General features: G+C 38.5%; 18 protein-coding genes and 2 tRNA genes. 5 read left to right on the plus strand and 15 right to left on the minus strand.

Annotated features, from left to right (window positions below; genetic code table 11):
* The first annotated feature begins 151 nt into the window (after nt 1–151).
* A complete protein-coding gene (locus GXK58_RS27805) occupies nt 152–421 on the plus strand; it encodes a helix-turn-helix domain-containing protein (protein ID WP_442862505.1) in 270 nt (89 codons plus the stop codon).
* Nucleotides 422–534: 113 nt separating this feature from the next.
* Here GXK58_RS27805 and GXK58_RS25055 read toward each other — a convergent pair whose 3' ends face one another.
* On the minus strand, nt 535–921 hold the full coding sequence (locus tag GXK58_RS25055; RefSeq protein WP_160725892.1) for a thiol-disulfide oxidoreductase DCC family protein: 387 nt from the start codon (nt 919–921) through the stop codon (nt 535–537).
* A 554-nt stretch (nt 922–1,475) separates the two neighbouring features.
* On the opposite strand from GXK58_RS25055, the gene GXK58_RS25060 reads away from it, so the two are divergent.
* Together GXK58_RS25060 and GXK58_RS25065 are read left to right on the plus strand one after the other, a co-directional pair.
* On the plus strand, nt 1,476–1,694 hold the full coding sequence (locus GXK58_RS25060; protein WP_160725893.1) for a DUF1659 domain-containing protein: 219 nt from the start codon (nt 1,476–1,478) through the stop codon (nt 1,692–1,694).
* A gap of 37 nt (nt 1,695–1,731) precedes the next feature.
* The gene (locus tag GXK58_RS25065) at nt 1,732–1,950 is read left to right on the plus strand and encodes a DUF2922 domain-containing protein (RefSeq protein ID WP_160725894.1); all 219 of its coding nucleotides are present in this window, start codon (nt 1,732–1,734) and stop codon (nt 1,948–1,950) included.
* A 224-nt stretch (nt 1,951–2,174) separates the two neighbouring features.
* On the opposite strand, the gene GXK58_RS25070 is transcribed toward GXK58_RS25065, so the two are convergent.
* Both GXK58_RS25070 and GXK58_RS25075 read right to left on the minus strand, forming a co-directional pair.
* On the minus strand, nt 2,175–3,107 hold the full coding sequence (locus GXK58_RS25070; RefSeq protein ID WP_160725895.1) for a ribokinase: 933 nt from the start codon (nt 3,105–3,107) through the stop codon (nt 2,175–2,177).
* Nucleotides 3,108–3,125: 18 nt separating this feature from the next.
* Nucleotides 3,126–4,010 (minus strand): SIS domain-containing protein, encoded by an 885-nt coding sequence (locus GXK58_RS25075; RefSeq protein WP_160725896.1) that lies wholly within the window; start codon nt 4,008–4,010, stop codon nt 3,126–3,128.
* Nucleotides 4,011–4,239: 229 nt separating this feature from the next.
* Between GXK58_RS25075 and GXK58_RS25080 the strand changes: the two genes are divergently transcribed.
* Nucleotides 4,240–5,232 carry a sugar phosphate isomerase/epimerase family protein gene (locus GXK58_RS25080; RefSeq protein WP_160725897.1) on the plus strand — a complete coding sequence of 331 codons (993 nt, stop codon included), beginning with the start codon at nt 4,240–4,242 and terminating at the stop codon, nt 5,230–5,232.
* A 14-nt stretch (nt 5,233–5,246) separates the two neighbouring features.
* Nucleotides 5,247–6,500, plus strand: coding sequence for an MFS transporter (locus GXK58_RS25085; RefSeq protein WP_160725898.1), 1,254 nt, complete (start codon nt 5,247–5,249; stop codon nt 6,498–6,500).
* 207 nt (nt 6,501–6,707) lie between these two features.
* Here GXK58_RS25085 and GXK58_RS25090 read toward each other — a convergent pair whose 3' ends face one another.
* The 12 genes from GXK58_RS25090 to GXK58_RS25145 all read right to left on the minus strand — a co-directional run bounded on the left by GXK58_RS25090 (nt 6,708) and on the right by GXK58_RS25145 (nt 20,188).
* Nucleotides 6,708–7,235 (minus strand): NUDIX domain-containing protein, encoded by a 528-nt coding sequence (locus GXK58_RS25090; protein WP_160725899.1) that lies wholly within the window; start codon nt 7,233–7,235, stop codon nt 6,708–6,710.
* Nucleotides 7,236–7,480: 245 nt separating this feature from the next.
* Nucleotides 7,481–8,347, minus strand: coding sequence for a MurR/RpiR family transcriptional regulator (locus GXK58_RS25095; protein ID WP_160725900.1), 867 nt, complete (start codon nt 8,345–8,347; stop codon nt 7,481–7,483).
* A gap of 148 nt (nt 8,348–8,495) precedes the next feature.
* Nucleotides 8,496–9,458, minus strand: coding sequence for a D-2-hydroxyacid dehydrogenase (locus GXK58_RS25100; RefSeq protein WP_160725901.1), 963 nt, complete (start codon nt 9,456–9,458; stop codon nt 8,496–8,498).
* Nucleotides 9,459–9,709: 251 nt separating this feature from the next.
* On the minus strand, nt 9,710–11,041 hold the full coding sequence (locus GXK58_RS25105; RefSeq protein WP_160725902.1) for an MFS transporter: 1,332 nt from the start codon (nt 11,039–11,041) through the stop codon (nt 9,710–9,712).
* 49 nt (nt 11,042–11,090) lie between these two features.
* Nucleotides 11,091–12,626, minus strand: a complete 1,536-nt coding sequence (locus GXK58_RS25110) for a xylulokinase (protein WP_160725903.1) — start codon at nt 12,624–12,626, stop codon at nt 11,091–11,093.
* Nucleotides 12,627–12,641: 15 nt separating this feature from the next.
* The gene (locus GXK58_RS25115) at nt 12,642–13,466 is read right to left on the minus strand and encodes a class I fructose-bisphosphate aldolase (protein WP_160725904.1); all 825 of its coding nucleotides are present in this window, start codon (nt 13,464–13,466) and stop codon (nt 12,642–12,644) included.
* 37 nt (nt 13,467–13,503) lie between these two features.
* Entirely contained in the window at nt 13,504–14,541 is a 1,038-nt protein-coding gene (locus GXK58_RS25120; RefSeq protein ID WP_160725905.1) for a zinc-dependent dehydrogenase, read from the minus strand.
* 781 nt (nt 14,542–15,322) lie between these two features.
* A complete protein-coding gene (gene nagA, locus GXK58_RS25125; protein ID WP_160725906.1) occupies nt 15,323–16,507 on the minus strand; it encodes an N-acetylglucosamine-6-phosphate deacetylase in 1,185 nt (394 codons plus the stop codon).
* Between the two features lie 201 nt (nt 16,508–16,708).
* On the minus strand, nt 16,709–18,793 hold the full coding sequence (locus GXK58_RS25130) for a HAMP domain-containing sensor histidine kinase (RefSeq protein ID WP_160725907.1): 2,085 nt from the start codon (nt 18,791–18,793) through the stop codon (nt 16,709–16,711).
* The gene (locus tag GXK58_RS25135; protein WP_160725908.1) at nt 18,768–19,454 is read right to left on the minus strand and encodes a response regulator transcription factor; all 687 of its coding nucleotides are present in this window, start codon (nt 19,452–19,454) and stop codon (nt 18,768–18,770) included. Before GXK58_RS25135 ends, GXK58_RS25130 begins: the two co-directional genes overlap by 26 nt.
* 559 nt (nt 19,455–20,013) lie before the next feature.
* A tRNA-Arg gene (locus GXK58_RS25140) sits at nt 20,014–20,087 on the minus strand.
* A gap of 10 nt (nt 20,088–20,097) precedes the next feature.
* Nucleotides 20,098–20,188, minus strand: a tRNA-Ser gene (locus GXK58_RS25145).
* Nucleotides 20,189–20,247: the final 59 nt, after the last annotated feature.

Consider the following 20,247-nt stretch of genomic DNA (forward strand, 5'->3'; position numbering starts at 1 on the left):
TATTTTTTCTCACTTCGGTCGTCAATAAGCCCTATTGGCTACCCAACTAATCTATTTTTTCTCACTTCGGTCGTCAATAAGCCCTATTGGCTACCCAACTAATCTATTTCTTCTCTTGTGGATCGACAATAAGCTCTATGGTAAAGGTTACATGAATTACCGTTTAATTTCTTTAAAACCTGGAGTGACAGGCACCAAAAACAACAAAAACACCATAATAAATAATAAAAATTTATTGAAAACGATTAGGAAAATGAGTGTGACAGAACTATCGGAGAGGGTTGGAATCACGATGGCTAACCTTTCTATCTTGAAAAATGGAAAGGCTAAAGCTATTAGATTTTCAACATTAGAGGCAATTTGTAAAGCATTAGATTGTCAACCTCGAGACATTTTAGAATACAAAAGTGACGAGACTTAGCGGGCTTAATAAATTAAGACAAAATGGACGTAATTCTCATACTCCATAAAATGAGATTCTTGAGTCTGATGACTGAATGGATTGTCCGTATCATCAAGAAAAAACAATAAAACTTATAAAAATCTCTTTCTAATTTCTGGCGATGGCACCATACAATGATCTCTTTTCCCGAACCATTTATACCTATTCTTTGCAACAATCCCATAAAAATAATCACGTAATGGTTTGGGTACACTCAACAAGACATACAATAACTTCCACCCGCCTGTTAAGTTTTTACACACTCTTAGAGCAGCGGTTGATTTGTAGAAGCATTTATGACCTTCAACAAGTATAAAACTATTAAGGTCAGCAGGGACACGATGCTTTCTTAAAAGCTCTTGCCCTGCCTCGCTTTGGATCGAAGCGAAGTGGTATAGAGCCTTTTTGTCTCTCTTAATGATAAATTGAACACTCTGGTCACATAAATGACACTCTCCATCAAACAAAATGACGTTCATACGACCACCTCCATATTATTTTTCTTGAATGTTTAGTTATCACTAGGATATCGGATCTTTACTTAAAATAACACTCATATCCCAGCAGAACCATCCTTAATCCAAAAAAATAGCCCTCAAGACTGTTCAAAAACAGTCTTTGAAGGCATCCAGTAATAATATATAAAAGGGGGGCTGAAAAAGATTATCTTAATAATAGCTTCTAATTCTTAATAAAACCTTAAAAAATATTTGTCGAAACGATCTTTTAATAAACAACAATATTCCCCGGAAAATGATACTATTCTCGTTAACCTGCATAACTCTAGTCATTTCCCTTTTATTCAACACTACTTAAACGTTTGATTAAAAATACTCTCAGCGTGCTCCGCTCCTAGGTTCCTATCCCGCAGCAGTTAAAAAGTATGTCGATATTATTCTATAAAAGTGATTGAATAAAATTAGCCCTCGAGTGATCCCCCTTCCTTCAAAAAAAACTAATAGAAATATCTTTATCCCACCTGTCCTTTTATCCTCTCAACCTATATATATAGGACGAAAGGAGGTGATAGAAAATGGCACAAGGATTACTAGAAAGTACAAAGCTTCGGATTGTATTTGATGCAGGAATTGATAACAAAGGAAATCCAATCTTGAAATCTAGATCATTTAACAATGTGAAAAAGGAGGCAACGGCTGACCAGTTGTTTCAAGCAGCTCAAGCAATCGCAGCTTTATGCAACGACGAGCTGAACAAAGTAGAGCGTAACGACAGCTCTGAGATTATCGGTTAATATTCTATAAAAATCTAATAATGGGAGGTGAAAATAAATGGCTAAATCATTAGAATTGCAATTTGCCACCGAGTTTGGAAAAACAGCGAAAATAACAGTCGACAATCCAAAAGAGCCAGTGGATGAAGAAGTGGTAAAGCTTTCCATGTCACAGATCATTGCATCTAACGTATTCACATCAGCGAGCGGCAAATTTGTCTCATCAAAAGGGGCAAGAGTCATCGACAGAAATGTAACTGACTATGAACTTGTCTAATCATCACATGAAGGCCGGATTCTCATGAACCGGTCTTCTTTTTTATCCCAAAAAACAGCCCTCAAGACTGTTCAAAAAAAGACCTTGAGGGCATCTAGTAATACAAAGGGGGGTCCTGTTAAAGCTTGTCTTAATAATAGCTTTTTATTCTTAATAAAATCTTAAGAAGCTTCTTAGCCATACCCCTATAAATAAGTATATGCGGAATTTTGTTTTACAGTAATTTAATTCATGGTAACTGGGTTCTCAACCCCTGTGGGAAAAATATCACCTTTGGAAGGAAATGAATCCTGCCCACCTTCTTTAGTAACAGTTATAGCACTTACGTGAGTCGCGAATTTCATACATTGATCAATAGAGAAGTCTTGTGACAGTGCATAGATAAATGCTCCGATAAAGGAATCTCCTGCCCCAGTAGCATCCACGGCTTGAACCTTCTCGGCAGGAAAAAAGTCGCTGTAAGATTCAGTTACTACTACAGAGCCTTCTTTCCCCAGCGTAATGACAACGATTCCTCCTGTTTGAGTAATTAATTCTTTACCCACATTCATCGCATCATTTGCAGAATGTATAGGTCTTCCTGACATAAAGGATGCTTCCGTTTCATTAACAACTAATATATCAACAGATTTTAATATAGTTTCTTTTATATTTCGAGCAGGAGCGTTATTCAATACAATTTTCAAGTTAGCATTTTTATATTTATCAATAATATACTCCACAACTTCCTCAGGAATTTCTTGCTGTAAAACGATAAAAGCAGTGGAATCAAACAAATGAGCGATTTCATCAATATCATTTACTGTAATTAGATGGTTAGCACCTTTAACAATCGTACTATAATAATCTCCGTCCGGCATTACATGAACAACGCCCATACCCGTGGAACCTTGTTTTTTAATATAGGAGGTATTAACCCCAAAGGCAGTTAATGAACCGACTAGCGCTTCACCAAAACGATCAACCCCAACTTTACCAAACATGATGGTTGGTAATCCTAGTTTTGCACATTGAGCCGCTTGATTCGCACCTTTTCCACCAGGACCTTGAATCAACTCATCAGCAACAAATGTTTCTCCTTTATTGGGCATGCGCTGTTGTTTTACGATAATATCATAATTTAAGCTGCCAATTACAACTACATTTTTTGATTCCAATCTAAACCCCTCCAGAATTTAAGTTCGGTGTGATATAACCGATTCTTTTGTTTTTAACAGGTTTTCATAAGATAAATTTTGCTGATTCAAGCTTAAAATGGTGAATAAAACATCCAATATATTTAATTGAGCGATTCTTGCCGCAGCGTTCTCACCAGTGATTGGGGAATTTCGGGCAGAAGAATGCAAAATGATATTTGAAAATTCCGTAACCGGACTTTTAACGTGATTGGTAACACAAATAGTGGTAGCTTCGTTTTCTTGTGCCAGTTTGAAAATATTGATCACATCTTTAGAAGTACCTGAATGGGATACACCTAATACTACGTCTCCTTTTTTCAATAAGGACGAGCCCATTAATTGCATATGTGAATCCCTATAAAAGATGGCAAAAATACCAATTTTCAATAATTTGTGCTGAAAGTCTTCACAAAGAATACCCGATCCACCATTTCCTACTAATACTAATTTTCCTTTAGACTGAATGTTTTTTAACACACTTACTGCTTTACTTAACTCTTGCCGATTAATAACAGCTAATGTATCTTGTAGTGCAACAATTGAATTAAAAAAGACTTTTTCTAAAATCGTTTCGTTATCGTCTTCATAATCAAAATCCTCTTGCATCTCGTCAGTAATAGCCGTTTCACCATTTTTCAGGTAATCCGCTATCGCATGTTTTAACTCATAAAATCCTTCACATTTCAGTTTTTTACATACTTTAGTAATACTTGACTCACTTACATTAAGATGAGAGGCAAGTTCACTAATCGTCATTTTGGCTAACTCCTGATACTGATTACTTATAAAATTTACTATTAGTTTTTCTTTTTTACCAAGCGACGGAGCAATACTCCTCGCATATAGAATAACTTCTTTTCCTTCTAAATTATTCGATTTCATCGTTATACCCTTCCTTCTGATTCTGGGTTCATTATAACACAATTAGTTAGCGTTTCTACACAAAAATTTTATTATCATTTTATCGAAAGTAAAATTTTCAACGCATTATTTGCAGTTAATAAATATTTTCAGTCAAGTTTTTTATTTTTATTTACTAATTAGTAAAAAACGTTTTATAATCTGGTTAAGTTAAACCTTCCTTCCGAATAATAAACAAAGGAGTGCTAAGATGAAATTTTCAACAAGATTAAATTCATTTAAGACAAAAAAGGAACTTTTCTTTAAAGATTATGGCAGTAAATCCTTGACCGTATTGGATTACATTACAAGAATGGCAACTGTAAAGGGGCTAACGCATGTTGAACTAAATTACCCTGAGCATTTTGTCGGAGTAACAGTGGAAGAGATCCAGAATGTTTTGGAGAAAACCAATCTAAAAGTCAGCGGTGTTGCCTTACGATTTGCTGATAGTTATGCCTACGGTGAATTTGCCAATCCTGATGAAAGCATCCGGGAAAAAGCAATTGCCACAACAATAGAGGCAGTAAAGTTATGTAATGAATTAGGCGGTGATGTTACTACTATTTGGCTTGCGAACGATGGCTTTGATTATCCATTTCAATTGGATTATGAAAAAGCGTTCAATAAAGTTGTGGACGCATTAAAGAGAATTACACAACGCTATCCTGATAGTAAAATTAGCTTTGAATATAAGCCCTACCAACCAAGAGCCTTTTCTTTAATAGGTAATATTTCCACTACATTACTGTTAATTGAAGAAGTTGGTGCTCCTAACTTAGGTGTTACGCTCGATTTTTGTCATATGTTAATGACAAAAGAGAATCCGGCCTATTCCCTTGCTCTAGCAGCAAGAAAAAATAGAGTAATGGGTTTCCATTTGAATGACGGGCATAACGACAATGATGATGGATTAATGCTCGGGTCTATTCACTTAATGCAAACACTTGAATTTATTTATTATGCGAAAAAATATAACTATGATGGACTTATTTATTTTGATACATTCCCGATTCGTGAAGATCCTGTAAAAGAGTGCGAGCAAAACATTGAAATGTACAAAGTATTAGATGCCTTTTTAGAGAATTACGGTTTAGAGAAAATAGAAAAGATTATTCAAAACGAAGATGCACTGGAAGCTCAACAGCTGTTGATGTCTTTAATAAAAGGCCGTATTGATCTTCTGGCAACAAGCATAATCTAAAGGAGATGTTTGCGATGTTGAATAAGATTGGATTACCAAAGAACTTATTGTGGGGTTATATTGGTCTTACTATTTTTATGATAGGTGATGGCGTAGAACAAGCGTGGATTTCGCCATACTTGGTATCAAGAGGGATGAGCATCGAGGATGCTTCCCTTTTACTCACTGTTTATGGAATTACGGCTGCTATTTCGGCGTGGTTTTCTGGAGTTTTAGTACAAACGCTTGGACCGCGTAAAGTTATGTCCTATGGGTTAATTGCTTTTATCATTGGAAGTCTTGGTTTTATCGGATTAGGCATTTATAAACTTAACTTTTCTATGATGGTGCCGTTTTATGCCTTAAGAGGATTCGGATATCCTTTATTTGCATATTCGTTTTTGATATGGATTAACTATAGTTCTCCGTTAAAAATTAGAGGTACGGCAGTAGGCTGGTTTTGGTTTATGTTTTCTCTAGGACTAAGCGTAATCGGACCATTTTACTCATCCATCGCCATCCCTGCATTTGGGGAAATCAACGTACTATGGACTGGACTAATCTTTGTTGTAATCGGTTCCTTATTGGCTATATTTGCTAACAAAGATAAAATACCAGAATCTGAAATTCATTCATTCGAATTAAAGGAACTTTTGCAAGGGATTACAATTTTAAAAAGAAAGCAAATCTCATTAGGCCTAATTGTGAAAACGGTTAACGGATTAGCCCAGTATGGACTTGCTGTATTCATGCCGATTTATCTTGCTCAGTACGGTTATTCTACAACGGAATGGCTGCACATGTGGTCAACCGTTTTCATCGTAGCCATTTTTGCGAATCTGTTCTTTGGATTCGTTGGAGATAAAATAGGATGGAGAAATACGATACAATGGGTTGGCGGGGTCGCCTATGCACTCGTTCTTGTACTTGTATTTTTCACACCACAATTAGTAGGACATAATTATTTGGTCATGACCATTGTGTTAAGTTTATGCGGTGTAACCATGGCCGGATATGTTCCATTATCGGCACTTTTCCCTCTACTCGCACCAGACAATAAAGGCGCGGCAATGTCTATATTAAATTTAGGGGCAGGTTTAAGTACATTTTTAGCCCCTGCCATTGCAGGTTTGTTCTTTAAGTCACTAGGTGCAGGCGGCGTATTATTTATCTATGCTGGATTCTATATATTAAGTGCTATTTTAACTCCATTTTTGAAAACACCGGAAGAATTGGCAAGTGAAAAAAATACAAATGATCAGTCTGATAAAAGCGTAATCGCAGGGTAAATTGTTTTTTACAATCAAAAATTGGGAAAAGAGTAAAAACTCTTTTCCTGTTTTTTTATTCCAGGTTAGTTCTTGCTATTTTAGAGGTTATTCTATTTAAACTGATACCCATCGTCTTCTTTTTCTAAAACCCCGATAAAAGAATGAATGCTTTGGGAGCAAGGCCCCTTACCAATAACCCTACTCCTACATCCCGTTTTCTTCCAATTAATCAGTCATAAACTTATATCTCAATATGGCCGCAAGCCCGGCACCGTGCATAAATTCCCCTTTAATGACGAGTTCCTTCAACTCTTCCATTTGAAGATAATGCAGCTCAATCTGCTCGCTGGCCTCTAGCTTTTGCTCGGTGGGTGTTAAACCGGCTGCAGCAAACAAGAATATTTCTTCTGTCGTAGATCCTGGGGAAGGATAAAAACTTCCTAATTCCAGCCAATGCTCCGCAACATATCCTGTTTCTTCCTCAAGCTCTCTTTTGGCAACGTCTAAAGGCAGTTCTCCTTCAGAGTCAATCATCCCTGCAGGCAACTCCCATTGCCAGCTGTTAACGGCATGACGATATTGTTTTAAACAGACAACTTCATGATCATTTGTGATCGGCAGAATGCAGACTCCCTTGGCGAAGTCTAAATAGGAAAAAGTCTTCTCTTCCCCATTTGGAAGCTCGACCTGATCAATTGTAATACCGAAGCGATCTACCTTTTTCTTATCTGAGCTTTTAATTTTCCACATCATTTTTCCAACTCCTAATAATCACTCTTTGTCTAATAATAACCCAACATTAGGATACTACAAATCATTCGTTTGGTGGAATGATTTATGCACTTATTTGATAAAGATAGTCCTTTTATGTATCATGACTTTTATTCAAACAATAGACTTACCGAAATTCTCAAAAACACTTTTCATATTACAACCATATCATTCAGTGGTAATTTCCTTCAAAAATTTTTCAAAAAAAAAGAGTAACTTTTAATAAGCTACAGCTTTTTTTCCGTTGTTGAATTACGCGTTTTCTGGAGGTTAGCTTGAGACATTTCGTATTTTTGATTGGCTACCGCTGCGACAAGAATATCAATAATGGTTAATTGAGCAATCCTTGATGAGATGGCATCCGTACGGAATAATGTTTCCTTTGAAGCAGTTTGCAGAACGATATCCGAAATTTTTGTAATGGGTGATTTAGATGAATTGGTAATACAAATGAGGGTAGCACCTGCTTCCTTCGCCAATTTCATCGCAGCAAGCACATCTGTATTTGAGCCAGTATGTGAGATCCCAATGACTACATCCTGCTCGGTCAGTACACTTGCGGACATCGCTTGAAGAACCGAATCATTAAAGGCAAATGATTTAATTCCTAACTTTAAAAGTTTATGCTGCGCATCAAGAGCAACGGTGCCTGACCCGCCTGTCCCATAAAACTCAATTAAACGGGCATTGGAAATGGCTTCAACGGCCTTAAGAATTTCATCATCACTGCAAACTTCAATGGAATCATATAAGGCTTGAATGTTTGACTGAAAAACCTTCTTTTTAATCGTAACCGCATTGTCGCCCTTTTCAATCGCTTCATGAATCTGCATTTCAGGAGCGACTACTTCTTTTGCCAAATGAATTTTTAAATCTTGAAATCCTTTATAGCCGAGCCGTTTACATAAACGAACAATGGAGGACTCACTTGTTTCGCTTCTCTCCGCTACTTCAGTAATGGAAAGGTGGATAATTTCCTCCTGATTCTGTTCAATGAACTCAATAATCTTTTTTTCTGAGTCCCGCAGTTTAGACATCGCTGCATTTAGTCTCGTAAAAAATCCAGGATTGGTATTTATATTTAAATCATTCACTCATGGATTCCTCCTTTCCTTTATTTTACTTATTATATTTATAATATAATATTTTTTCGACACTTTTCTACTTTTATTTTTAGAAAAAAAGGGCCATGGAATAATCCATGCCCCGGCCCAGAACTTCTGTCAAGACTGTTGATTGATTCTATCTGGAATGTACAACGTTCTTTGAGCTTCCAGCAACAAACGCCTTTATATTGTCCACAGCCAAATCCAATAACCGGCTGCGTGCTTCCTTGGTAGCCCAAGCAATATGAGGTGTGATAATACAATTTTTTGCCTGCAATAACGGGTTTGTATCTTCGGGAGGCTCCACCGCGAGAACATCCAACCCTGCACCGTATATGACACCTGCATTTAGAGCATCCGCTAAATCCTTATTATTGACAAGTTTTCCGCGCGAGGTATTGATAATAATAGCGGACGGTTTCATAAGCGATAAATTTTCAGCACTTATGATCTCTTCCGTTTCCGGGGTCAGTGGACAATGCAAACTGACTACATCGGATTGCCTCATTAAATCAGACAGATCCTCCGCCCATTGGAAATTTGGCAGGTCTATATCGCGATGATAAGCATCATAGGCAAGAATGCGCATACCAAAAGCGGAAGCAAGCCTTGCCGTTTGAAGCCCAATTCGTCCGAACCCGACGATTCCCATTGTTTTACCAGCCAATTCAATCAGCGGGTAGTTCCAGAAGCACCAATCAGGATTACTCCCCCATTGACCTTCCATAACTGCGTCACTATGGCGTTGAACATGGTGGCAATGTTCCAACAGCAGGGCAAATACCATTTGAGCTACTGACTCCGTCCCATAAGTCGGAATGTTACTAACGACGATTCCCTGTTCTTCAGCCGCCTTCGTATCTACTACATCAAAGCCTGTTGCCAAGACTCCTATATACTTAAGATTAGGCAGCTGTTCCAGTGTAGCCTTGCTTAGCGGTGTTTTATTGGTCAAGATAATCTCTGCGTTTGACGCCCTCTCAATGATGAGATCCTCCGGTGTACGATCGTAAACATCGGTCTTACCAACCTGCGACAACTGATCCCAGCTTAAGTCGCCAGGGTTTAAGGTATATCCATCTAATATACAAATATTCATAAAAATCCATCCCTCACCTTGCGTTTACTATTTTTAATCACTTTCAAGAAAAATATATGATGCGTTTTTAAAAATAAATTTCATATTTCTTAACTGTTTAACGGTGGTAATTTCCTTCAACAACCTTTTAAAAAAAAAATGAACTTTTCGTTAATTACCTGTTTTCTCATTTTCTTACTTTTATAAAAGAAGAGAGGTGTATCTTTCTATCCCCGAATCTCATGGGAGTTTTTCTCCAGGTATGGTTTTGATTAAGCCTGTTTAGGTTCTTTTAATGTTAAAATCACACAGAAACCAATGATTAACATTATCCCAAAGAATCCAAATGCCAAGTTGTAATTGCCTGTTGCATCAAGGATCGCACCAACGATCAATGGGGAGAAGAATCCGCCGAGGTTTCCTCCGCTGTTGACAGTGCCAATCGCAATTGGATAGGTCTCTCTAGTGGTTAAGCCCATTGGATAGGCTGTAAAAGCAGGCCAGCCAATATTAAGGAAGAATCCAGCCAAACCTAAGCTAATGGCGACAAGTGCTCCATTGTTAGGGATTTGAGTAACAACCAGCATCATAGCCGCTGTGGCAATGGCTGTAATTAACATGGTTGGTTTGCGTCTCTTTAAGAAGACCCTATCCGAAATAAAGCCGCCTAAAAGTGCTCCGATTAGTCCGCCAATCGCCGGTGTGGAAGCAAGGAAGCCCATTTTGATTAATGAGAAATGCTTGGCATTTACTAGATACATAGGAACCCATGTTAACATCCCGTATAACACACTGTTCATAAGGAAATAAGCAAGCGTATTCCCCCAAATATTCCAAGAAGTAAAAACCTTTTTTGGAGAGTTGATGGGTTGTACTTTTTGATAACGGATAAATTTATCGATCCAGCCAAGTGATCTTTGGTCAACTTCTTTAGTCGCAACCACTTCCTCTTGGCGAATGTAATCCAATTCGGCTTGTGAAACCATTGAAGAATCTTCTGGCTTTGATCGAACAAATAAATACCAAAGAATAGCGATAAAAATTCCTGGGATTGCAAAGTAGAAGAAAACATAACGCCAGCCTAACGATACAGCAATCGCAGCAGCCACGATCGGTACAAAGACTGGGGCCAGCTGGGTTGAAGCAATATAAAAGCCTGTAGCGGTTGCCTTTTCTTTAGCAGGGAACCATTGGTTAATCGTCGATGTCATACTGACCGGAACAGGTCCTTCTGTTATACCTAATAATAACCTTAGAATAACTAGATAAGCAGCTCCTGACACTAATCCAAGTAAGAAAGTAATTGCTGAAAAACCAATAACGGCAATCGCAACGATTCCACGGGTTCCTTTTTTACGAAGCAAGAAGCCTGCTGGAATTTGGGTACAAGCATATCCTAAGAAGAAGAAGCTTGAAATGGCTCCAATCTGGAAATTATTTAGCGCAAATTCCTTTTGAATAAACGGAAGGACCACGCCAATATTTGCCCGGTCTGCATAACAAACCGTATAAAGAATAAACACGAGTCCAAGAACTAACCAGCGATAGTTCGATTTCTGCTTGAGTGCATGATTGACCCTGACCTTTGCCTCAGGTACTGACATTTGATCTCCCCCAGTTCGTTATTCTTTTGTAAAGGTTTTCATTTCTCTTTTAAATAAGTACTTCTCTGTCCACTTTCTTTAACTTGTTTGCCCTTGATCTAGCATTAGCACTTAACGCAAAGAACGATTGTAAGGACGGATATAACTCATTAAATACTGGATGTAACTCGTCATACGATCTCAACAGTTCTTCTTCAGGCTCAACAATAAAGATTGTATCGTTACTAATTTCATCTGCTGCATTTTCCAAAGAAGAATACCAGCCGATGGCTGCACCAGCTATTAAACAAGTTCCTAAAACACCTGTTTCACAAATATCCTTTAAATGAATTTTCTTATTTAATACATTTGCTTTAATTCGTGCCCATTCTCTATTTTTGGCACCACCGCCAATCGAGGTAAAGCCGTCGAATCGCAGCTGATATTTCGTTTCAATAATCTCATTGATTTGTCTGAGTCCAAATGCGCACCCTTCCAAAACAGCACGATACATATCCGCTTTCGTTGTATTCAAATGAATTCCGACAAAAACACCTCGAGCATCGCCATCCCAAATAGGCGCCCTCTCTCCTTGCATATAAGGAAGGAAAAAGACACCGTTGGCACCTGGTATCGAATCCTGTGCCAGCTCACTTAAAATCGCATTGGAATGACCCTCCGGCTTTAAAAATTGTTCATAGAACCATTGAACGGCTGCACCCGGAAACGACATCGGTCCATGAGATAACCAGCGGTCTTTCATGACATGGCATCGATTCATAAAGCGTATATCCAAGACATCAGGGTTATCCATACAGGTGGTTAGCACGTTGGAGGTTCCTACGGATTCAAACATTTCATTAACACCGATCCCAAGGGCCACTGTTGAACATGCTGTGTCTGCAGCACCAGCAATGACAGGAACAGGAGTAAATAGTGCTTCATCCAGAATTAACTCACCAACAATTGAACTGGGCGCAACAACATCCGGCAGCTTTTCACGATCAATGCCAGCTCTCTCAAAAATGACTGGAGACCACTCGTAATTTTCAATATCATACATGCCGGTGTAAGAACTTTGCGTCCAATCCATCACAAATCTTCCCGTAAGCTTATGCATAATAAAGGTGGAAAGATTGCCCCATTTATACATTTTGTTATACTCTTCTGGATAATGGTTCTTAAACCACAAAAGAGTTGTTAGCGTATACATTCCAGGTTCTAATCGGTTTTTCGTTATCTTAAAGATCAAGTCTTCCCCAATTGTGCTCTTGATCCAATCGCACTCAGCTCTACTTCTTTGGTCTAAATATGTAATACCTTGATGTAACGACTCACCGTTCTCCGTTAAAAATACGGAACTATTGCAAAAAGTTGAAAGGGAAATCCCCTCAACTTTGCCAACTGTCTCTACCTGCTGCCAAACTTTTAATAATAGCGCTTTCGTTTTTTGCCAGACGTCTTCTAAATCTATCTCTACCAAACCCATTTCAGGGTAAATCAGGGAGTATTGCTGGTACTCGAGGTACCGCAATACTCCTTCCTTATTCATGGCTCCGACCTTAATTCCGCTCGTTCCGATATCGATTCCAATAATATAAGACATGACTTGTCACCTTCATTAACTATATACTGGTTTGTGAATTAACTCATTATATAATTCGATGGTCTCTTTAACAGTTCCTTTATTATGGATAATATTTTTAAATGCTTTTACAACCGCTGTTGGATTTGGGTTGTTCCAAACGATTCTTCCAAAGGTGATTCCTGTTCCACCGGCATCAATGACGTCATAAACCATTTGGAAATATTCTTCGATACCGCCGCCGTTATCGCCTCCGGCAACAACTACTTTTCCAGGAGTAGATTCAACCACTTTACGGAAGGTTTCTGGATTTCCAGTGTATTTTGTTTTTACAATATCAACACCAAGCTCTGCTCCAGCACGTACAGCGTAGGCAACATGTTTCCAATCATTCTTTTCATCTTCCGGAATTTGGTTTCCTCTTGGATAAATATGAGCGATCATTGGAAGTCCGACAGCTGCAGCTTGACCGGCAATGATTCCAAGATTACGGAGCTGTTCAGGCTGATCATCCCCGCCAACGATACAACCCATGGACACGGCATCTGCTCCTAAGCGAACGACCTCATCCACTTGAGTCACCCATGCATCATAGTTTGGCTGCCAAGGAGAAAAGGTGGAACATTTTAAAATCAAACCTGCTTTACCAGCATGTGGTTGGAAGCACATTTCCGCAATTCCTTTGTGCATGGTCATTGCATCAGGACCACCGGCCACGATCTCATCAATCTTTCGTTGGATTGGCATCAATTCATCAAAAATGCCTCGCGCCATTGCTTGGTCGACTGCTACTGCTAATAGTTTTCCATCCTGCTGGTTTAATAGACGATTCATACGAATTTCTTTACCTAATAATGCCATGTTCAAACACTCCTCTTTTAATTTTAGTTTTTAGTATTTATTGGGTGATGATTGTTTTCATGCCTTTACCATTTTTCACATCGGCAATCGCCTGTTCAATATCCTCGAGGCCATATCCCGTGGTTGTGATGACTTCTGTATTGATCTGACCGGCAGCAATCAATGATAGTGACTTATGATAGTCAGAGCGAGTCAATGCAGAAGTTCCATTGATAGTAATCTCGTTATAATGAATAACGTTAGGATCAATTTCAGATAGTACGCCTTTTGTAAATCCGGCAAATAGATTTAAGGTGCCGCCCTTTTTCAATAGATTTGCACTTGAATTCACGAGGAACGGAATCCCAATGGCCATAATGACCACATCTGCTCCTAGTCCATCTGTTTCACTAAGAACTAAGTCCTCTAATGAATCCCTGGTAGGGTCGATTGCATAGTCAGCACCGGCAAGAAGACCCTTTTCTCGGCGATGATCAATCGGTTCGCTCAAAATAACGGATTTTGCTCCAGCAATTTTTGCTAATTGAACATGCATAAGTCCAATTGGGCCTCCGCCAACAACCACAACCACATCACCCATTCTTACATTTGCTTTTCTTTGACCGTTGAGACAGCATGCAAGCGGCTCCGTAATAACGGCTTGTTCAAAGGAGATATGATCAGGAATTTTCACTAAGTTACCTGCCTCTAATGCGGTGCGAGGAATTCGGACATATTCCGCAAATCCCCCATCGAATTCATAACCAATCGCCGTCCGGTTGGCACAGACATTTTCTCGTCCATTTAAGCAGTAGTGGCACTTTCCGCATGGAATAACCGGCATAATGCCGACCCGATCTCCCTCAAAAAAGCCTTTTACCTGATCTCCAGCCTCTTCAATAACCCCAACGAGTTCATGGCCGATGATGGAAGGTGTTCTAACACCCTTTGTTTTTTTTCCTTCATAAATGCGGACATCCGTACCGCAGACCGCACTTACTTTAACTTTTACAAGTACCTCATGTTCATCGATTTCTGGTTTGTTCACTTCCTCAAGCTTTAGTTCATTAGGTCCATAGAAAACTGCTGCTTTCATTCCTCCACACTCCTTCCCTATGTACATTTGCTTTGGTGGTAATTTTCTTCATTGATAGATTAAAAAAAATGTAACTATTTTTCTTTTTTGATAATCTACTAGCTAATTATGCCTTTCCACCCCTTAAACAAGAGAATAATACGCTTTCTTTTCTTTGAAAACACTATGAACATGTTTGTTTATAGAATTTTCAATCATTTCTTTCTATGAACTTAGAATAACACATGGTGGTAATTTTCTTCAACATTTTTTTAAAAAAAATGGATATTTTTTTTATATAGTTATTTTTTAAGGGTTTCTCCAGCAAACTTGTGACTTGCTTATACGTTTCCATTCAATTTAATGCAGATTAGGTAACTATTTTTATTAAAAAAGGAAAGTTGAACATTGGCGAGTTTTTCTGGTTTATCGCAAGGAATCATCCAAAGGGTATGAAAAAACAAATAAGGGCCGACAGAATTTTGTCCAGCCCAATCTAGTTATGATTTTAGTGATCAAAGATGTCGTATCAGAATACCAAGAAGCCAATCATACTTAATGCAACATTAAATAGAGAATTTCCCCAGGTCGAAGTAAGATCAAAAATGTCCGCTTCATAAACGTTTCCTTTTTCATACCTTACCTTAACGGCTTAAGCCTACATGATATAGCAAATTTCGATTGTATCACTCAAACTTCTTCTTCAATCAAACGTTTAATTAAAACTGTGAAAACCGTTGAAAAATCAAGCTTCTTCACCCTTTTATCTTGACCTTAATGTATCTCTTCCCAAATCCACAGTCTACTTCTTAAACGCAAGTACTCCACGGCAAAATGTCATAAAAACCTCTAACTGATCATCAAGAATAACAATATCTGCATCCTTTCCTGGTGCAATACTGCCTTTACGGTCATACACATTTAACTGCTTGGCAGGGTTTACCGAGGCCATTTCAATCGCCTCATTAAGCGTACATCCCGTAAAAGTTAGCATATTCTTTACCGCACACCCCATTTTTAGTGTACTTCCGGCAAGTGTTCCATTTTCAAGCACGGCTTTTCCATCCTTTACGAAAACATCCTGGCCGCCGAGGTCGTACTTTCCGTTTTTCAGACACTTCGCCCGCATAGCATCGGTAATTAATAGTAATCCTTCACTTCGTTTTTGCTTGAAGGCGAGCTTAACCATTTCAGGGCATACATGCACTCCGTCTACAATGATTTCAGCCTTCAATTCATCACGTAAAAATGCCGCTCCAACCACCCCTGGTTCCCGGTGATGCAGCCCCCTCATCTGGTTGTAAAGATGGGTTACGTGACTGGCCCCTGCTGAAATAGCCTCACTTACATCTGCATAAGTGGCATCTGTATGGCCAATGGAAGCAATGATTCCATTTTCCTTTAAATAACCGATCAACTCTAATCCGCCAGGCCGTTCAGGGGCCAATGTAACAAGCTTAATATTTTCATTTGACAGTACCTGCCACTTTTTAAAAAGAGAAAGATCAGGGTCGATTATGGATTCAATAGGCTGTGCCCCGGCCATTTTGGAGTTTACAAACGGACCTTCGAGATGGATGCCGAGTATTTCCGCTTTTCCATGTGCTGGTTGATTGGCGATGAATTCCCCCGCATTTGTTAATGCCTTTTCAATGGACTCCTGCTCTTGTGTCATCGTCGTTGCTAAAAAACTGGTGGTCCCTTCTTTTGGCAGGGATGCAGCCATTGTTTCCAAGGCTTCTTTTGTTCCATCCATGGTATCTGCACCATTTACCCCATGAATATGAACATCAATATATCCGGGAATGGCTTTAAAATTTGAAGGAAAATCAACTACTTCAACCGCTTCTTCAAAGGTAAGCTCCTCCGTCTTTCCTACTTCAACTACTTTTTGATCTTTTATTTTTATATAGCCATTTTCAATTATTGCCCCATTTGTATAAACTTGGAGGCCCTTTAATAAAATATCATTTATTTTTGGAATCATTATCTTTATTCCTTTTCATTATTTGTCACTATTTTATATCATTAAATCTTTTCCATGTGAGATTTTTTTTATATAAAAATTCTTCTTTGTAGAACAAATTCAAGATATATTAACAAATCCCTCCAACAGCAAAAAAATCAAACCGGCTCAGAAGATGAGCAATCCAAAAAAAAGAAGCATAGGAACCTTCCCATGCCTCCCCTACTCCGTATCAGCCATCTTAGAAAATGAAATGATAGCCTTAAATAAATCTCCGTCAACGTGGATGTTGAAGGTTCCCTTTTGGACTTCAATGAGGCTTTTTGCAATCGATAACCCTAGCCCGCTGCCCTGACTGGATCTAGATTCATCGCCTCGCTTAAATCGTTCCATTAATTCATCTGCTGAAATATTTAACTCATAGGCGGAAATGTTCTTAAAGGCAATCTGTATTTGGCTACCTGCATCCTCGATATCAATGTATACTCTCGATCCATGGAGTGCGTATTTAAAAATATTGGATAATAAGTTCTCAATAGATCTCCATAGTAATTTTCCATCTGCCAGAATATACACCTTATCCTGGGGATGGATTAGTTTAAATTGTAAATTCGCGGCTTCAATCTTATCATTTACTTCTCCAAGCCCCTGGGTGATTAAAGACACGATATCAATTTTCTCAAAATCAACTGAAATATTTCCACTTGTCGCTTTGGCGGCTTCAAATAAATCATCGGTTAATAGTTTTAGCCTTTTTGACTTTTGATCCAAGATTTCGATATACTCGGCAGCACTTTGCGAAACCTCTTCGTTTTTAAGTAAATCCACATAGGTGATGATGGATGTCAGTGGAGTTCGAATATCATGAGACACATTGGTGATTAGCTCTGTTTTTAGCCGTTCACTTTTCAACTCACTGTCAACTGCCTCTTTCAGCCCATCCGTGATGCTATTGATATTGCTCGCAAGATTTTTAAACTCGCCACGGTTCTCCACCTCGATTCGATGATGAAGATTTCCAGCCTTAATTTTTTCCACTCCATCCTGGATCGCTTGAAAACTCTTAACCTTTTTAAAAGCAAACCAGGCTGCCAGTCCAATGGTAACCGGGAACATAAAGAACGTTAACGCAATTAATACGGGGTAACCAATAACGATTAGTACCGTCTTGACCGCGAGATTCCCTGACTCATACACATTTCTAACAATGGTGATGAGCTTACGAATGATGGTAAATATCAAAGTATGCTTCAGCAATGATTTATTTTTAAAATGTTTAACCAGTGACAGTAACAGAACAATCGCCACCGCTGAAATCGGGATGGTGATGGGAATAGCGATTTTATCAATGCTTGTGCGTCCCACATTATCCATCCAAGTAATCCAAATGGCCATTAGGCACATACATAGGAAAATATTAATATCATTGTATAGTTTGTTCACTGTATGAAGATGTACCTGCTCATCTTTAAAGGACCTTCTTCCTGCAACAAGGATGAGATAGCCAAATGATAGGATAAAACCGAGCAAAAATGCAGCTAAAATATAAAGGTTCTTTGTGGCAGCTGCTTTATCTTCATTCCATTCCTTCATTTTTTGATTTAAAAAGTCATCTGTAAACGCAAGATAAACCACCGTCTTATCCTGGTTCAATTCCTGAATTGGTTCCGTAATCGCCTGTATTTGCGCATTCTCTTCCATCACTTTAGGAAAAATCTCTTTCTTATAATCCCCAAATGTCAAATATGCAGGATACCCTGTAAACTGGCTTTTTTCCTTCATAGTCGTATTTGTAAAGTCATTTACACCATCGCTGGCATAGTATAACGGATTTTTCTGCTCTGAAAGTTCCTGCAATACGGCATGATAATTCCTTAAATCATCCTTTATCAGCTTTTCCTTAGCCAGCGTAATCTTGTCGGCATACTCTCTTTTAAAGGTGGTATAGTTCTCCGCCTCAGTTAATTCCGGCCGATAGCTTTTAGAGTTCATCTGAAAATCGGAATATAAATTCTCCACTTCCATCCTCAAAGTTTCTTCATTAATCGACCCGCCCTTTAAAATATTTTCCTCACTCTTATACTCTCGAAGCAGGGTAGCGAGATTGCTCACGACCTTTTCATTTTCCCTCACAAATGCCTTACTGAGAAAATAGTCATCTTCCATCACAATGCTATAATAACTATCATTTGTCACTACTACATCAATCAACTCTTTGATGCCCCCCGTGAAGCAAACAACCGCGATCATAAAAACGATGATTTTCGTTGTTAATAAGTGGCTATATTTTTTCAACTTTATATCCAACTCCCCATACCACCTTTAAATATTTTGGCTCCTTCGGATTGATTTCAATTTTCTCTCTTATTTTTCTAATGTGAACAGATACGGTATTTTCTGGACTATACGCCGTTTCATTCCATACCTTTTCATAGATATCCTCAATCGAAAAGACTTTTCCGGCATTTGCCGTCAGCAATTTCAAAATCTTATATTGCACCGGTGTAAGATGGACTACTTCCCCATCGACCGTTATGGTTTTACTTTCATCATCAATGACCAGTTCCCCTGTCCGAAAAACATTCTTCGTCGTTTCAAGACTGCCCAAAGTGGTATATCTCCTCAGCTGGGACTTGACTCTCGCAATTAACTCGAGGGGATTAAACGGTTTGGTAAGATAGTCATCGGCCCCTAAATTCAAGCCGATAATCTTGTCCGAATCCTCCGACTTGGCAGATAGCATAATCAATGGGATGTTGTTTTCTTCCCTAATCTTCATCGTCGCACTTAAACCATCCATCTTCGGCATCATAATATCCATGATAATAAGATGAATCTCTTGATCTTTGAGCATATCTATAGCTTCCAAGCCGTTATATGCTTTAAATATCTGGTATCCTTCATTTTTCAAATAAATTCCGATCGCATCAACAATCTCTTTATCATCATCACAAACCAATAAGTTCACAAATATTCACTCCTTGCAATGGATTCACCATTTCTATCACCCCTTTAGTATAGTTGTAAGAAGTATCATAGCAAGCAAATCTTAACAAACACATGATGTAAATCTTAAGATTTTCTTAACATCTTATAAACGGGGCTTTATACTGCTAAAGAAAAACGAAATTACGACCTCTGTTTGTGGGATTTTTTACAGGCAGAACCGTCCTTATGATCAAAAAAAATAGCCCTCAAGACTGTTCGAAAACAATCCTTAAGAGCATCAAGTAATAATATAAAAAAGAGGGTCTTGAAAAAACTTCACTATGAAGAACATTATTTCGACTAATTTCTTACATGCTAATCTAAACAAACGTTTAATTAAATCTGGTGTATGGACCGAAATATAAGGATTTCCCTTAAAATGAATGTAAAAAAATTGCCGAGGAAATCAGGCTATTAAATCTTAATATTCTACAAAAAATGGAGAACTTACATTCACTTTCTTTTTCGTTGGTATAAAAAAAACGCTTGGATACCTATTTTTTATCCAAGCGTTTCCCATTCAACTTTATATTTTTCTACGCGCCTTAGAGGATTCGAACCTCTGACCGTACGCTTAGAAGGCGTATGCTCTATCCAGCTGAGCTAAAGGCGCATGATATAAATGGCGGAGTCGGAGAGATTTGAACTCTCGCGCCGGTTACCCGACCTACTCACTTTCCAGGCGAGCCCCTTCAGCCACTTGGGTACGACTCCGTAGACATAAAAATGGCTCCGCAGGTAGGACTCGAACCTACGACCGATCGGTTAACAGC

This window comes from Bacillus sp. USDA818B3_A (genome assembly GCF_009928415.1).
Taxonomy (GTDB): domain Bacteria; phylum Bacillota; class Bacilli; order Bacillales; family Cytobacillaceae; genus Neobacillus.

Coding starts and splice junctions, on each gene's coding strand:
- GXK58_RS27805 (WP_442862505.1), top strand. CDS start 152: ATGAATTACCGTTTAATTTCTTTAAAACCTGGAGTGACAGGCACCAAA.
- GXK58_RS25055 (WP_160725892.1), bottom strand. CDS start 921: ATGAACGTCATTTTGTTTGATGGAGAGTGTCATTTATGTGACCAGAGT.
- GXK58_RS25060 (WP_160725893.1), top strand. CDS start 1,476: ATGGCACAAGGATTACTAGAAAGTACAAAGCTTCGGATTGTATTTGAT.
- GXK58_RS25065 (WP_160725894.1), top strand. CDS start 1,732: ATGGCTAAATCATTAGAATTGCAATTTGCCACCGAGTTTGGAAAAACA.
- GXK58_RS25075 (WP_160725896.1), bottom strand. CDS start 4,010: ATGAAATCGAATAATTTAGAAGGAAAAGAAGTTATTCTATATGCGAGG.
- GXK58_RS25080 (WP_160725897.1), top strand. CDS start 4,240: ATGAAATTTTCAACAAGATTAAATTCATTTAAGACAAAAAAGGAACTT.
- GXK58_RS25085 (WP_160725898.1), top strand. CDS start 5,247: ATGTTGAATAAGATTGGATTACCAAAGAACTTATTGTGGGGTTATATT.
- GXK58_RS25090 (WP_160725899.1), bottom strand. CDS start 7,235: ATGATGTGGAAAATTAAAAGCTCAGATAAGAAAAAGGTAGATCGCTTC.
- GXK58_RS25100 (WP_160725901.1), bottom strand. CDS start 9,458: ATGAATATTTGTATATTAGATGGATATACCTTAAACCCTGGCGACTTA.
- GXK58_RS25105 (WP_160725902.1), bottom strand. CDS start 11,041: ATGTCAGTACCTGAGGCAAAGGTCAGGGTCAATCATGCACTCAAGCAG.
- GXK58_RS25110 (WP_160725903.1), bottom strand. CDS start 12,626: ATGTCTTATATTATTGGAATCGATATCGGAACGAGCGGAATTAAGGTC.
- GXK58_RS25115 (WP_160725904.1), bottom strand. CDS start 13,466: ATGGCATTATTAGGTAAAGAAATTCGTATGAATCGTCTATTAAACCAG.
- GXK58_RS25120 (WP_160725905.1), bottom strand. CDS start 14,541: ATGAAAGCAGCAGTTTTCTATGGACCTAATGAACTAAAGCTTGAGGAA.
- nagA (WP_160725906.1), bottom strand. CDS start 16,507: ATGATTCCAAAAATAAATGATATTTTATTAAAGGGCCTCCAAGTTTAT.